Below are 12,949 nucleotides of genomic sequence, written 5' to 3' on the forward strand. Positions count from 1 at the left end.
ACGATTTCAAAAGGAGAAAATATGTCACATTTACTTACCACCAAACAAGCAGCAAATTTCTTATCAGTTAGTGCCGCATTTTTAGAGCGTGACCGTTGGGCGGGAGCACGGATTCCATTCATAAAACTAGGTACCCGTTCAATTCGATATCGTGAAGAGGACCTAGAGCGTTACATTCAACAACAAGTACGGTTTTCAACATCAGAGGAGGGCTATTAAATGTCTACCTCTGCATTACCTTGGCAAGTTATCCGTGAGGACAAGCTACATTGGCAAAACTGTTTAGATGCTATTCCTTTTGAATTTCGCTGGAAAGCTAAATCTGAAGCAGAATCAATGAGCCGCTTTGATGGAAACTATTTCTTACTTAACCTTAAAGAAAATTCACATGTGGGTGATGCTCCGCTCATTTATTCTGATGACGAAATTCAACAGACAGCAAAAAGTTGTTCTGAGGATTTATCAAAACGTTTGGCTAGTTTCGGTGTCGATACAAACTTATGCGTAGATATGGTTCTTATTTACTTAAAGAAATGGGGCATCCAAGTATCACGAAATTTCTTAAAGAAAACACCGCCCGAAAACTTCTTAAAGAGAGCGACATGTGATCTATGGTGGCGTCGCCAGTTAAGAAAAATTCATGGGCGAAAAGCAGAACAAATTGGTATTAACCTTGGCCTAGTTCAAAAGAAATCAGGGGGATATTGCTCAGATTTTGCGTTACAACGCCGTAAAGATCAGTTATTAAGAAATAAGGCCCTGCTTGAAAAACTTGAAGCCGAAAACCAGGAGGGGCAGGTATATTCACTCGATGAGCTTGCTGCATTAGGTGTCTCAAACCCAAGCATCAAGCGCAGCGAGTTAATGGTAAGAATGAGAGGGTTTGAGGAGTATGCAAACGAAGCAGGGCATGATGCTGAATTTTATACGATCACATGCCCTTCAAGGTTTCACTCGCATTTATCAAAATCCGGTAAACGCAATCCTAAATATAGTGGGGAAACACCACAACAAGCTCAGAAATACCTAGGGAAAGTATGGTCAAGGGTTAGAGCTAAACTTAGTAGAGATAATTTGCCAGTTTATGGGTTTCGTGTTGCAGAACCTCATCACGACGGTTGCCCACATTGGCATATGTTGTTCTTTATGAAACCGGAACATAAGAAGCTTGTAAGACAAATTATACGAAAATATGCTCTGGCTGATTCACCAGATGAAAAGGGCGCACAAGAATATCGGTTTGAATCAGTTAGTATTGATCCAAGCAAGGGAAGCGCAACAGGCTATTTAGCTAAATACATCGCAAAAAACATTGATGGTCATGCAGTCGGTGAAGATTTTGAAACGGGGCGTGATGCAGAACAATCTAGTGAACGTGTCGAAGCATGGGCCGCAACGTGGGGCATTCGCCAGTTTCAACAAATAGGCGGGCCACCAGTTGGTGTGTGGCGCGAATTACGTCGTATGGAAACAGAAGAATCGGGGGTGATAGAAAAAGCACGTCGTGCTGCTGATAACTCAGATTGGTGTAGTTATATCGAAGCACAAGGTGGTGCACTTTCAAGACGTTCAGAGATGCCCATTAAAGTAGCAGTATGGGAAGAATATGAGCAAGAAACTGGAGCCTTAACACTCCCCCCAATTGGACGCTATGGAGACTCAATCAAAGGGCGTATTTTCGGGCTTGTTTCTAAAGGCGTTCACTATGTTACAAGATTCTATAAATGGACTATCAATTGGGTTAAAAATAATCCTAATCAAGACGAACATATAATTAAAGCCAAGCCTGAGTTTAATTTATTTAAAAAGGGTGGGGGGTTAGCGCCACAATCTACGGATTTAAGATCTAAAGGTCAGCGGCAACCTTATGAACTCGGGTCATTTGATATCTTGAGTGGTGTAGCGATAGCTACGCCCTTGGAGTTCTGTCAATAACTGTACGTTATTAATAATATTGTCTGGAATTACCTATAACGCCAAGCTAAGCGGCGCAGCTTTGCAGCGTCCGGCGCCTGAAAGGCGCGAAGTTAATTGACTTGTTAGGTTTAATATTTATAGACACTATTGATTTCACATTCGATGGAATCTATTTTTACGTTAATAACTTCTTTGTATGAGCTGAAAGTAAAATCAAAATCCATATCGCCGGACTCTGAGCCGTAAGAGTAGAGCGAATGGTTTTCCGATTCGCTGTCAGAGTTATAGCTCCAAGAATATCCATCTCTTTTCTTATATTTTATTTCAACCTCGCATTCCACATCTACATTTAGGTAGTCGTCTCCTTCGTAGTCTGACGAAACGCTGTATTCGACTTCAATTTCGCAACTGCGATAATAAGTGCCATCATAAGACTCTCGACAATCCATTTCCGCATCTGTAGCGGTAACACAAACCTGTGCATTTGAATCATATTCATACTCACAATCATCCCCAGATACACCATAAGAGCTTGTGGATCTTGATGTGTTTCCTGAGTTAACTACCTTTAAATACGAACTGCTCACCCAACCGTATTTAGCTCTGCCGGGATCATTTCCAGGTAAGTACATGATCATTGCCCAGCTTCCTTGCACTCGCATTACCCCTACAATTGAGTTTTGCGGCAAGGAAAATAGAACTTTACCTTCCGGCTCCGATCTTACGTTTAAGGAGGAAGCCGTTGTTTGAGCAATGGTCGTTGCAAAAACACTCGAAGAAAAAATAGCTATGAATATAAATAATATGACTTTCTTCAATTTGCACTCCGTGGAAACCTAACGATTTGGGTAAGGCGCGCGACGCTTTTTCGCGTCGCACTTGACCCGCTTGTTAGCAATTTAGTTTGGAGTACCACTGAATTTTTCCTTAATCCATCGCCAAACATATACCAATGGTAGAAAGACTAAAAACCAAAGCTTCTTAGCAAAAATAGCTGCCATAGCTATAATTCCAGCTTTTGCTACTGCTTTTCCAGTTGCTAATTTATAAACTAATGCACCAACGCCTGCTGCTGCCACAGTATCTGTGCCAGGAACATAATCAGTATATTTAAAACCATCGTTATAATTGTAATTTGCAAGTACAGGTTCGAGAGCTATTTCTGAGCTTGTAAATTGTTCTGGAGAGCCTATCCATATAATTTCAGTATATCCTTCACGGCCAAGTTTTAATGCCTTCGCATTAATGAACCTGTTATTTTCTTCATCATGGCCTGCTATTGCCCAGTAAACTGTATTGTTAACATTATCAAGATGAGGGTCCTGCGCCCAACCATCAACATATAGATTTGAATAACCTTCACCTCTTAACTTATTTGCTTCAGCCGTTCCATCTTGTATTTCTTTGAGCATTTCATCTTTGTCTACATTGTCACTCCAATCATCTTTCGTAAGATAACCGACTTTATTAATTGTATAAATTACTTGTGAGTCAGCTTCAGGTCCTTGAACTCTCAATATTGCAGCATCTGGATTGTAGTTTCTGTGCCCTTGCATAATGAACATATATTCAGCAGCGTCCTTACCTACGACGAGGAAGTCATTTTCTGTTGTTGTTATTTCAGCTTTATTTTTTGAAATTGAATAAACACTTGGTTCTTGCTTCCAATCAAGAGCTCTTAATTGATTTAGATGATCTTCTTCTGATGCTGAAGCCTGCGTGGCAAATATTAATAGAATTATAAAAAGTGCTTTCATATCATTCCCTCGGTAGTTTTTAATATTTTCTTGCTAACTTGTTATTAAGGGGAATAAAAATTCCCTGTAATTCTTACTTTTATATGGACAAAAATTCCTAGTAATTCGATATTAAGCATTAAACAGAGAATAGAAGAAGCATTTGTACATCTGTTAATAATACTACAAAAGATTCACCGGCCTTGAGAATTTAAAAGTAAGTGTCATTAGATCTACCGCAATTCAAAATTTAAAACTAACTTGTTTAAGTCCTCTCTCTTTATACCCACTGAAAAGAGAGTTATTGCCCTGTGACGCCTATTAAATAATAGGTGACTAATTATCACCTCAACTGCCTCCAGGGCGTCTACATAAGGCAAGTATAAAAAAGCCTCAACACCGAGAAACGGTGCTAAGGCTTTGATTTGTATGGTGGCCTACAAGGACTTGAACCTTGCGCAAATGGATTGTGAGTTTTATTGCCTTTTACTTATGAAATTGCATGTGTTTTAAGTGATATTATTTGGTTTGAATATGACGCAGCAATCATTATAAGGAAATTATATTATGGCAAGGAAAGATAAAGGTAATAAATGAAATTGAAAGAATTGTTTAGATTAAAAGATCTAGAAAATAGCGGGGTTTTGATCATTTCTATTATTCTGTCATATCTATGTCTGCTATCAGCAGAGTACATAGGATATTGGGGGATAGGGCTTACAATTATTACTATCCTGTTACCTACAGTCTATTATGTATGGTCTTTTAAGAAGGGTGAGAATTTAGGTGAAAAATTCACGTTTTATTTCCTCAACTTGATAATAATGATTGCTTATTTTGGTGTATTGTACAAAGCCTTTGGAATCAAATTACCAGATGGAAAAGAAGCAAATCTTTTTGATGCATTTTATTTTAGTGTAGTGACTTGGACTACATTAGGCTATGGCGAAATTCTTCCATCTAGTACTGAATCCAAAATTTTTGTAATTGTTGAAGTTATGCTTGGCTATATCTATATGGGAATATTAATTGGTAAGTTGCTCGTACTCTCAAAGCTTGGTGAGGAAAAGAAAAAAGATTAAGTAAAGATATTTTGTAGGGGCAACCGAGATTTCCATAACGATCTAGATCTTTCTTTATAAGTCATCAAGGTAGTAGCTGGATGACGCCACTTCTTGTATTTTTTATTTAGATTTGCTTGTTTGATTCCCTGCGGGAAACACTAGTTATTTACCAAATAAACCGTCTACTATGCGTCTACTATTTAGGAAAGGGCATAAAAAAGCCCCAGTACAATTAAGTTCTGAGGCCTTGATATAAATGGTGCCTGGGGCCGGAATCGAACCGGCACGACTGTTAAGGTCGCGGGATTTTAAGTCCCGTGTGTCTACCAATTTCACCACCCAGGCAATCAAATTGAGCGCGAATTTTACCCTATGATGACGATAATGACGAGTGGAAATTATTATAAATTTATAAATTTTTTAGCAGACCTTCATTAATGGCCAATTTAACAAGTTCGATATCGTTAGAAACGCCTAGTTTTTCGTGTGCTCGATAGCGATGCGTGTTAACTGTTTTGGGGCTGATCGATAATGAATTGGCAATATCTGCAATTCTATGGCCATCAACAATTTTTGTTACTATTTGTAACTCTCTACTGCTTAACTGGCTAAAAACATTCTTTTCTGGTTCTTGCCCACTGAAGATTAAGTTGGTTGCCACTGCAGAGGACAGGTAGTTTTTACCTTGGTAAACCGACATAATCGCGCTTGTCATTTCATTAACCGCGCAGCCTTTATTGATATAACCTTTAGCACCTAACTTTATAGCCTGATGCGGGATAGGGCCATCGTCATACACACTTAGGGCAATAATTTTAGAACTGGGTTCGCGCCTTAATATTCGTTTCAAAGCTTCGGCTCCACCTATACCCGGCATATTTAAGTCCATTAGGATAACGTCTGGCTTGAGTTGTTCGGCTAATTTAACAGCTTCTTCACCCGATGAGCCAATCGCCACAACTTCTATATCCGGGTCAGATTGCAAGATGTGCTCTATACCGCTTCTAACTAACTCATGATCGTCAACAAGTAGAACCTTAATACTATTCGAATTCATTAGATATTGATTTTCTTCAATTAATTAACCTAGCGCTCATCTTGACTAGCATAGACTAAATCAAAGATAATGCCCACGCTTTTTGGTATTAGGCCTTAGCCTAATTAAAAGGGAAGTTGGTACGATTTAATCAAACCCAACGCTGCCCCCGCAACGGTATATAAGTAACATGTATCAACAGCCACTGTGTCAAAACATGGGAAGGCGATACATCGGTTAACAGAACATTAGCCACTTATGAGCCCGGAGACCTGCCAAAGGCAAACCGGTACGTTGCGGGTGGGCAACTGGGCTGACGTTGTTTACTCTGTTTCAACTTCATCACATTTCCTCACGTGCGTCTTTTAACTGGCGCGGGGCTGCGCCTTCTAACGAGGAAATCTCATGAAAAAAACCCTTTTGGCTGCAAGCGTTGCCGCCGTTATACCTTTTACTCCTTCAATTGTATTCGCCAGTGATGATGCGCTTATTGTGACGGCTACACGTACGGCTCAAACGGCTGATGAAACATTTGCCTCTGTCTCGGTTGTGACCAAAGAAGAGATCGAAAAGTATCAATATAAAACGGTTGCAGAGGCTATTTCAGGACTTCCTGGTGTAACGATTGCCAACACAGGTGGTTTAGGCAAGCAAACGTCATTATTTTTACGCGGTACAGAGTCTAACCATACCCAGGTTTTATTAAACGGCGTTAAGTTGGCAACGAATGCATTTGGTGCGCCTCAAATTGAGCATATTCCACTTAACCAAATTGAGCGTATTGAGTTGGTTCGTGGGCCGCAATCAAGCTTATATGGCTCTGGTTCTATTGGTGGAACTATTCAAATTTTCACTAAAAAGGGAAGCGGTGAGCTAACACCTCATCTTTCGGTTGGTTTTGGTACGCATGATACGAAAGAAACCACCTTTGGCATTTCTGGTGGAGATGCATCTAACTGGTATAGCTTAAGCGGTGGCTATACAGAAACAAATGGTTTTAACAGTTGTGATGGTCGTAGCGGCACATTGTTCATTGGTTGTTTCGCTACCGAGCCTGACGACGATGCTTATAGAAACACTAATGCCTCTATTAGAGCAGGGCACCGCTTTGCAAACTCTGCTGAGCTAGAGTTTTTTAGCTTATACAGTGAGGGGCAAAGTGAATACGATGGTTATTTCAACACAACGGACTTTTTGCAACATACCTTTGGTGCTAAGTTGACGGCTGATGTGTCAGATAGATGGACTGTAAAAGCAACCTTAAGCCAAGGCAGAATTGAGGCTGATAACGAAGGCGCATTTGCAACCAGTTTTGCTGATAATCAACAGGACCATTTTAGCCTGCAAAATGACTTCCAAATTAATGATGAGCATGTGTTGGTGTTAGGTTATGACTACGAAGACGACAAAATAAAAGAATCGGGTGGCTTCACAGAAACCAACCGTCATAGCAATGCCGTTTTTGCTCAATTATTAGGTGAATATGGTGCGCATTCTTATCAATTAGCCGTTAGAAATGAAGATAATGAGCAGTTTGGTAGCAATACCACGGGTAACATTGCTTGGGGTACGTCGCTTTCTAATAATTTACGCTTAAACGCATCGTTTGGAACAGCCTTTGTTGCGCCAGCCCTTGTTGATCTTTATTCTCCATTTGGTGCAAACCCTAGCCTAGATGCCGAGCGCTCTAAGTCCTTTGAATTAGGTTTAGTGGGCAAACACGCAGATATTACGTGGTCGGCAAGTGCTTACCGTACAAAAATTAAAGACTTGATCGCGCTGGATAGTTTATGGGTTCCTCAAAATATCTCCGAGGCGTTGATAAAAGGGCTTGAGCTGCAAGCAGCTACTGATATTGCCGGAATAAATGTCGATGGCCAGTTTTCTTGGATTGATCCTGAAAATAAAAGCGGCGGTGTGAACGATGGTAATGTGTTGGCTAGACGTGCTGAACAAACCTTTACCTTGAATGCTAATAAAGCATTTGGTGATTTTAGTCTTGCAAGTAAGGTGTTTGTGTCGGGCCGTCGCTTTGATGATGTTGCAAACAATCGCCGTCTTGCCGGTTTTACCACAGTCGATTTAGTAGGTGCTTATAAAATAAACAAGGACTTAACAGCACAAGTAAAAGTTGCTAATTTATTTAATGAAGAATATGAAACAGTAGCGGGTTACAACACAGATGGTGCCAATGTGTTTTTCTCATTGAGCTATCAACCAGCTAATTAGCATCGTTAGCCGTTTCTAAATGGACTAGGGGGAGGGCTTATGCCTTCTCCCTTTTTTTATGCTGCCAAGGTAAAACCCATTGGCTTCCTTGGTGTTCTCCAAAAATCGCATCAACACCATAAACAGCCTGCATGTTCTCAATCGATAGTACATCGTTGGCGATACCTTCAGATGTTTTTACCCCGTTATTCAGTAAAACAAGATTCTCACAATACCTCATGGCTAAGTGCAGTTCATGTAAAACGATAATGACTGTTTTTCCTTTTTTTGCCAGCGTCTGCAATAACGCCATAACCTCAATTTGATGCCGTGGGTCGAGCGATACGATCGGCTCATCTGCCAGTAAAATAGGGCTCTCAGTGGCCAGTGCTCGAGCTAGCATCACTCTCGCTCGCTCACCGCCGGATAGTTCATTCACCGAGCGGCCGATTAGGTGTTCTATATCCACTTCTTTAATCGCTTTTTCTACTGCCTGTAAACTCAAACTATCTGCATGATGCCCATCATTATGCGGGTGCCGGCCTAACATAACGACCCGTTCAACGGTTAGCGGCCAATGGCATTCGCCGAGTTGGGGCAAATAGGTTATTTCTTTTGCTAATTCAAGCGCTTGCATGGCTTGAATGTCTTTGTCTGCCAAACGTATTACACCCGATTCAATGGGCAGTAAACCAGCTAAGGCACGCATCAGCGTCGATTTACCGGCTCCATTAGGGCCAATTAATCCAGTGAGTTTTCCTGCTGGAAACTGAATGCTAATATTTTTTAATATGCTGTGGCCGGATAAACTAACGGCTATGTTTGATGCCACTAAACTCATGACAGCCACTCTCGTCTGGATTTTAAAATTAAATGTAAAAAGAAAGGAGCACCTAATAAGGCGGTTAATACGCCAATTTTAAGTTCTTGTTGCGTCGGTATTAAGCGAACAATCATATCGGCTGCTAATAGTAATATGGCGCCACCCAGTGCGCTGCATATTAATAGCCGCCCAGGTTGGTAGCCTACATGTGGCCGCAGTAAGTGCGGAATTACCAAGCCTACAAAGCCAATACCACCGCTTACCGATACCGCAGAACCAACAGCTAAGGCAACGCCTAAAATAATACGTCGATTAAGCTTTGCTAAGTTAACACCCAAAGATTGGGCGGTGTCTTCACCCAGTGAGAGCACATCTAAATCGCGCCGTCCTTTTAGCATTAACCACCAACCTAATAGGGTTGGCAGTAGAATCAACCAAACGTGTGTAAAGCTTCTATCGGCTAAGGAGCCCATTAACCAAAAAAATATTTCAAGAGAAGCATAGGGGTTAGGCGATAAATTGAGCGCTAACGCTGTTAAGGCCGCTGTAAGGCTACTAACAGCGACGCCCGCCAATATTAGGGTGAGCATGCTGCTATTTTTACCGGTTAATAAGTACAGAAAAATAACCGCTAATAAAGCACCGGCTATCCCCCCGAGCGGTAATGCCATTGGGAAAATGGCGCTTAAGCCAAAGTAAAAAACAATCACTGCACCTAAGGCGGCACTACTTGATACGCCGATAACACCGGGTTCGGCTAATGGGTTTCTAACCATGCCTTGTAAAGCCGCGCCGGATAAACCTAATGACGCGCCAATCAGCACAGCGAGTAGTGTGCGGGGTAAACGAATTTCTTCAAATACAATAGATTCTAGTGTAGATTCCTTATTAACAATACTTTTTAAGCTATTGATAATACTTATATTTAATTCACCTATTATTAATGAAAATGCCATTAACACTAACAGGCCCATTAATAAGATTGCTGTTAAACGGGTTTCGTTATGGTTAGTCATTAAGCGAGTTTGCATGGGTGTATTAAAGGGGTTGCGCTAATAATTGCTGCTGTAGGTAACTCGCTGCAGCGAAACTAGACGGTCCTGCACAACTCCAATATCTATCAGGAATGGTTATTCTTTTTACCTGTTTGAGCGCTGCATACCGATGGATGGCCTGGTGCTGCAAAATTTGGTGCGCTAAGCTGTTGGTGTTTTTATTGGAGCGTCCTAATAGAAGAATGTCTGGCTTTGATGCCAGTAGAGATTCTAGCGATAGCGGGGCAACATAATCTAAATTCAACTCCGCAGCAATATTTCTTAGCCCCGCCATTGTTAAAATCTCATTGACGATAGTCTGCTGGCCTGCGGTAAAGCCGTTGGCATAGTAAACAGCTGCTCGTTGAGACCTTTTATCTTGTGCCCCAATAATGTTAGCTAACTGTTTGTGCATAGCCAGAACAAGCGCCTCGGCACGAGCAGGTTCACCAATTTGCTGACCTAAAAAGCGCACTTGCTGAAAAATGCCGTCACTGTTAATAGGTAAGCCTAACTTGATCACCTTATAACCTAACTCTTCAAGTAGCTGGTTAGTTGGTTGGGCGGTAAATTCACCAGCAACAATTAAGTCTGGCTTAAGTGCCATAATCTCTTCAATACGGCTACTATGTTGATGATATTGAGCCGCTTTTTGGTATAAATAAGAGGCTTCTGGGTTCGCTGCTAATGGCGTAATAGCAATTAACCGCTCGGGCGGTAATAGTGCCATTAATAGCTGATCGGCACATAGGTTTAGCGAAACAATTCGCTGAGGTTTTGCTAGTACATTAGCGCTGATCAATAAGCTGATAAAAAAGGCGATAAGTCGCTGTGTTTGTTTCAATTGCATGCCAGTAATTATACGGCTATTTAACAAAAAACAAGGGATATAAAAAAGGCTAAACCTGAAGATAAGGTTTAGCCTTTTTGTTGACTCACTAAAAAATGTAACCTTTCTTATATAATAATCTGCCAGATATAAGAGATTAATAATGCAACTTGAACAACAAAGAAGATACCGCGAATCAGCACAGCAATAGCTGAAGTAGAAATCAGATGTACGATAGATTGAGCCACTCTAGCATACAGAATGTACATAACGGTTGGTTCCAATAAAGCCATTTGACCCGCCAAAGAGGCCGTTAATACGACGGCAGCAAAAACCGGTAGCAGTTCAAGGCTGTTTAAGTGTGCACGGGTTAATCGTTGACCAAAACCCGGTACATCTGAGCCATCCGGTTTAAAGCCGTTTATAGGAATACCGCGCTTAAGAACAAGGTCACTAACCGCACGAAATGTGGCTATCGATAAAACAAGAATTAAGGTCCAAAACGCGAACCCGCCTAAGGCTACAACTGCATTACTCATATTTATATCTCCTAAATTTATTATTAGTTTGTATCACTGTTCACCAACATAGTGATTCAGATATAGTATCAGAGTATTTAATTAACCCTTAATGAAAAGGCTCCTCTATGAAATTACTCAATGTTGGTTTACTCGGTCAGGAAATTCCTTGCCTGTTAGACAGTAACAATAGAATTCGCTCTTTAGAGGGTGTGTGTGATGTTATTTCATCTGATTTTTTAGCCAACGATGGTTTACAGGCACTGAAAAACCTCGATGTTGATAGCCTGCCCATTATAGAAAAACCTGACCGCATTGGCGCGCCGTTATTAAACCCAGGCAAGATTATTGCTGTTGGTTTAAATTATGATGAGCACATTAAAGAAACAGGGGGCAAGCAGCAAGACGAGCCGGTGCTCTTTACCAAAGCAGTTAGTGCTTTAAGCGGCCCCTTTGACCTTATTGAGCGACCTAAAGGCGCGACACAAGTGGACTGGGAGATAGAGCTTGTCGTTATTATTGGTAAGCCAGCTCGATATATTTCAGAAGACGATGCAGAAGCGCATATTGCTGGTTTCTGTACGGGCATTGATGTATCTGAGCGATATTTTCAAAAAAGCCGAAGTGGCCAGTGGCTTAAAGGTAAAAGTGCAGATACCTTTGCCCCCATTGGACCATACTTTGTGACCTTGGATGAGTTTAGACAGTACCAATCATGCGCTGTGAGCTTAGATGTTAATGGTAAACGGATGCAGGCCAGCAACACCGATACGATGATTCATTCAGTTAAAAAATTGGTGAGCTATATTAATGAGTTTATGAGCCTTCAACCGGGTGATTTAATTTTTACCGGCACGCCAGAAGGAGTAGGGCTTGGTATGAACCCACCACAGTTTCTTAAAGCAGGCGACAAAGTGGTTGCCGAAGTCGAAGGACTCGGTGCTCAACAGCATAACGTTGTTGATTATAGCGCTTAGAAACTAGCAAAATATTATGGCTGGTCAAAATTAGACCAGTTTTTATAAGTAGTCGCCAGCACTACCTTTTTTTCGCTTTACGATACTTCTTCACAAAGTTATCCACAGTTTTAGTGGATAACTTTTAAAAGCCCTTTTCATTCCAACTTGATTTACGTACACTATTCAAGTGTCTTATAGAAAAGAGTTTTATCATGGTCGAAAAAGTAACAAAACATGGAGGAGCGCGTGCAGGAGCAGGTCGCAAAAAAGGCTCTTCAAGCTATGGCGAACCTACCAAGGCCGTTAGAATACCAGAAAGCCTTATGGCGACTGTTAGCGAATTACTGGAACACAAAAAGCAAAAAATTAACGCTGAAAAAATACCTTTTCCTAATATTTTTTTACCCGATTTAGATAGCCCCGTACCATCTATCCCACTCTATGGTGTCAGTGTTGCTGCTGGTTTCCCGTCACCGGCCGATGATTACATAGAAAAAAGACTTGACCTGAATGAACTCCTTATTAACAAGCCGGCGGCTACTTTTTTTGTTAGAGCAGAAGGGGAGTCTATGCTGGGTGCTGGTATTCACCCCGATGATATCCTTGTGGTTGATCGATCCGTTCATGCAAGCGTGGGTAAAATAGTTGTTTGCGCTCTAGATGGCGAGTTAACTGTTAAACGGCTGCGCTCAAAAGAAGGTAAATTGGTGCTTGCTCCCGAGAACCCAGATTACCCAGATATACCCATAAAAGAGGAAGTAGACATGGTTATTTGGGGTGTGGTAACGAGCGTTATCCACAATGTATAAAAACCTATAAAAACGC

At 41.2% G+C, this 12,949-nt stretch carries 13 protein-coding genes, 1 tRNA gene and 1 riboswitch; of the genes, 6 read left to right on the plus strand and 8 right to left on the minus strand.

Features of this window, described 5'->3' with window-relative positions:
* Positions 1–21: 21 nt before the first annotated feature.
* Positions 22–219: a helix-turn-helix transcriptional regulator gene (locus CYCPU_RS0105670; protein WP_020162154.1), complete on the plus strand. Its 198-nt coding sequence runs from the start codon at positions 22–24 to the stop codon at positions 217–219.
* Complete coding sequence (locus CYCPU_RS11705) at positions 220–1,935, plus strand: replication endonuclease (protein WP_020162155.1); 1,716 nt, start codon at positions 220–222, stop codon at positions 1,933–1,935.
* Between the two features lie 110 nt (positions 1,936–2,045).
* Here CYCPU_RS11705 and CYCPU_RS11710 read toward each other — a convergent pair whose 3' ends face one another.
* Positions 2,046–2,735, minus strand: coding sequence for an SH3 domain-containing protein (locus CYCPU_RS11710; RefSeq protein ID WP_020162156.1), 690 nt, complete (start codon positions 2,733–2,735; stop codon positions 2,046–2,048).
* 81 nt (positions 2,736–2,816) lie between these two features.
* On the minus strand, positions 2,817–3,674 hold the full coding sequence (locus CYCPU_RS0105685; protein WP_020162157.1) for a DUF2167 domain-containing protein: 858 nt from the start codon (positions 3,672–3,674) through the stop codon (positions 2,817–2,819).
* A gap of 572 nt (positions 3,675–4,246) precedes the next feature.
* Here CYCPU_RS0105685 and CYCPU_RS11990 point away from each other — a divergent pair.
* Complete coding sequence (locus CYCPU_RS11990; protein WP_020162158.1) at positions 4,247–4,735, plus strand: ion channel; 489 nt, start codon at positions 4,247–4,249, stop codon at positions 4,733–4,735.
* A 239-nt stretch (positions 4,736–4,974) separates the two neighbouring features.
* On the opposite strand, the gene CYCPU_RS0105695 is transcribed toward CYCPU_RS11990, so the two are convergent.
* Together CYCPU_RS0105695 and CYCPU_RS0105700 are read right to left on the minus strand one after the other, a co-directional pair.
* Positions 4,975–5,062, minus strand: a tRNA-Leu gene (locus CYCPU_RS0105695).
* Between the two features lie 64 nt (positions 5,063–5,126).
* A complete protein-coding gene (locus CYCPU_RS0105700; protein WP_016390669.1) occupies positions 5,127–5,774 on the minus strand; it encodes a response regulator in 648 nt (215 codons plus the stop codon).
* Between the two features lie 66 nt (positions 5,775–5,840).
* A riboswitch (cobalamin riboswitch) is annotated at positions 5,841–6,047 on the plus strand.
* A 111-nt stretch (positions 6,048–6,158) separates the two neighbouring features.
* On the opposite strand from CYCPU_RS0105700, the gene CYCPU_RS0105705 reads away from it, so the two are divergent.
* Positions 6,159–7,982: a TonB-dependent receptor domain-containing protein gene (locus tag CYCPU_RS0105705; protein WP_020162159.1), complete on the plus strand. Its 1,824-nt coding sequence runs from the start codon at positions 6,159–6,161 to the stop codon at positions 7,980–7,982.
* Between the two features lie 37 nt (positions 7,983–8,019).
* On the opposite strand, the gene CYCPU_RS0105710 is transcribed toward CYCPU_RS0105705, so the two are convergent.
* From CYCPU_RS0105710 to CYCPU_RS0105725, 4 genes are all read right to left on the minus strand, one after another.
* Positions 8,020–8,802: an ABC transporter ATP-binding protein gene (locus CYCPU_RS0105710; protein WP_020162160.1), complete on the minus strand. Its 783-nt coding sequence runs from the start codon at positions 8,800–8,802 to the stop codon at positions 8,020–8,022.
* Positions 8,799–9,800: a FecCD family ABC transporter permease gene (locus CYCPU_RS0105715; RefSeq protein ID WP_026362608.1), complete on the minus strand. Its 1,002-nt coding sequence runs from the start codon at positions 9,798–9,800 to the stop codon at positions 8,799–8,801. Before CYCPU_RS0105715 ends, CYCPU_RS0105710 begins: the two co-directional genes overlap by 4 nt.
* Positions 9,801–9,822: 22 nt before the next feature.
* Positions 9,823–10,668 (minus strand): ABC transporter substrate-binding protein, encoded by an 846-nt coding sequence (locus CYCPU_RS0105720; RefSeq protein WP_020162162.1) that lies wholly within the window; start codon positions 10,666–10,668, stop codon positions 9,823–9,825.
* 107 nt (positions 10,669–10,775) lie between these two features.
* Positions 10,776–11,186, minus strand: a complete 411-nt coding sequence (locus CYCPU_RS0105725; protein WP_020162163.1) for an MAPEG family protein — start codon at positions 11,184–11,186, stop codon at positions 10,776–10,778.
* Positions 11,187–11,293: 107 nt separating this feature from the next.
* Here CYCPU_RS0105725 and CYCPU_RS0105730 point away from each other — a divergent pair, with 107 nt between their 5' ends.
* Together CYCPU_RS0105730 and CYCPU_RS0105735 are read left to right on the plus strand one after the other, a co-directional pair.
* On the plus strand, positions 11,294–12,142 hold the full coding sequence (locus CYCPU_RS0105730) for a fumarylacetoacetate hydrolase family protein (RefSeq protein ID WP_015005950.1): 849 nt from the start codon (positions 11,294–11,296) through the stop codon (positions 12,140–12,142).
* Between the two features lie 194 nt (positions 12,143–12,336).
* Positions 12,337–12,933 carry a LexA family protein gene (locus tag CYCPU_RS0105735; protein WP_020162164.1) on the plus strand — a complete coding sequence of 199 codons (597 nt, stop codon included), beginning with the start codon at positions 12,337–12,339 and terminating at the stop codon, positions 12,931–12,933.
* Positions 12,934–12,949 lie beyond the last annotated feature (16 nt).

The sequence above is a fragment of the Cycloclasticus pugetii PS-1 genome, from assembly GCF_000384415.1.
GTDB lineage: Bacteria > Pseudomonadota > Gammaproteobacteria > Methylococcales > Cycloclasticaceae > Cycloclasticus > Cycloclasticus pugetii.

Excerpts from the sequence above, each read along its gene's own strand:
- CYCPU_RS11990 (WP_020162158.1), top strand. The coding sequence starts at position 4,247 with ATGAAATTGAAAGAATTGTTTAGATTAAAAGATCTAGAAAATAGCGGG.
- CYCPU_RS0105715 (WP_026362608.1), bottom strand. The coding sequence starts at position 9,800 with ATGACTAACCATAACGAAACCCGTTTAACAGCAATCTTATTAATGGGC.
- CYCPU_RS0105725 (WP_020162163.1), bottom strand. The coding sequence starts at position 11,186 with ATGAGTAATGCAGTTGTAGCCTTAGGCGGGTTCGCGTTTTGGACCTTA.
- CYCPU_RS0105710 (WP_020162160.1), bottom strand. The coding sequence starts at position 8,802 with ATGAGTTTAGTGGCATCAAACATAGCCGTTAGTTTATCCGGCCACAGC.
- CYCPU_RS11705 (WP_020162155.1), top strand. The coding sequence starts at position 220 with ATGTCTACCTCTGCATTACCTTGGCAAGTTATCCGTGAGGACAAGCTA.
- CYCPU_RS0105670 (WP_020162154.1), top strand. The coding sequence starts at position 22 with ATGTCACATTTACTTACCACCAAACAAGCAGCAAATTTCTTATCAGTT.
- CYCPU_RS0105730 (WP_015005950.1), top strand. The coding sequence starts at position 11,294 with ATGAAATTACTCAATGTTGGTTTACTCGGTCAGGAAATTCCTTGCCTG.
- CYCPU_RS0105700 (WP_016390669.1), bottom strand. The coding sequence starts at position 5,774 with ATGAATTCGAATAGTATTAAGGTTCTACTTGTTGACGATCATGAGTTA.
- CYCPU_RS0105720 (WP_020162162.1), bottom strand. The coding sequence starts at position 10,668 with ATGCAATTGAAACAAACACAGCGACTTATCGCCTTTTTTATCAGCTTA.
- CYCPU_RS0105705 (WP_020162159.1), top strand. The coding sequence starts at position 6,159 with ATGAAAAAAACCCTTTTGGCTGCAAGCGTTGCCGCCGTTATACCTTTT.
- CYCPU_RS0105685 (WP_020162157.1), bottom strand. The coding sequence starts at position 3,674 with ATGAAAGCACTTTTTATAATTCTATTAATATTTGCCACGCAGGCTTCA.
- CYCPU_RS0105735 (WP_020162164.1), top strand. The coding sequence starts at position 12,337 with ATGGTCGAAAAAGTAACAAAACATGGAGGAGCGCGTGCAGGAGCAGGT.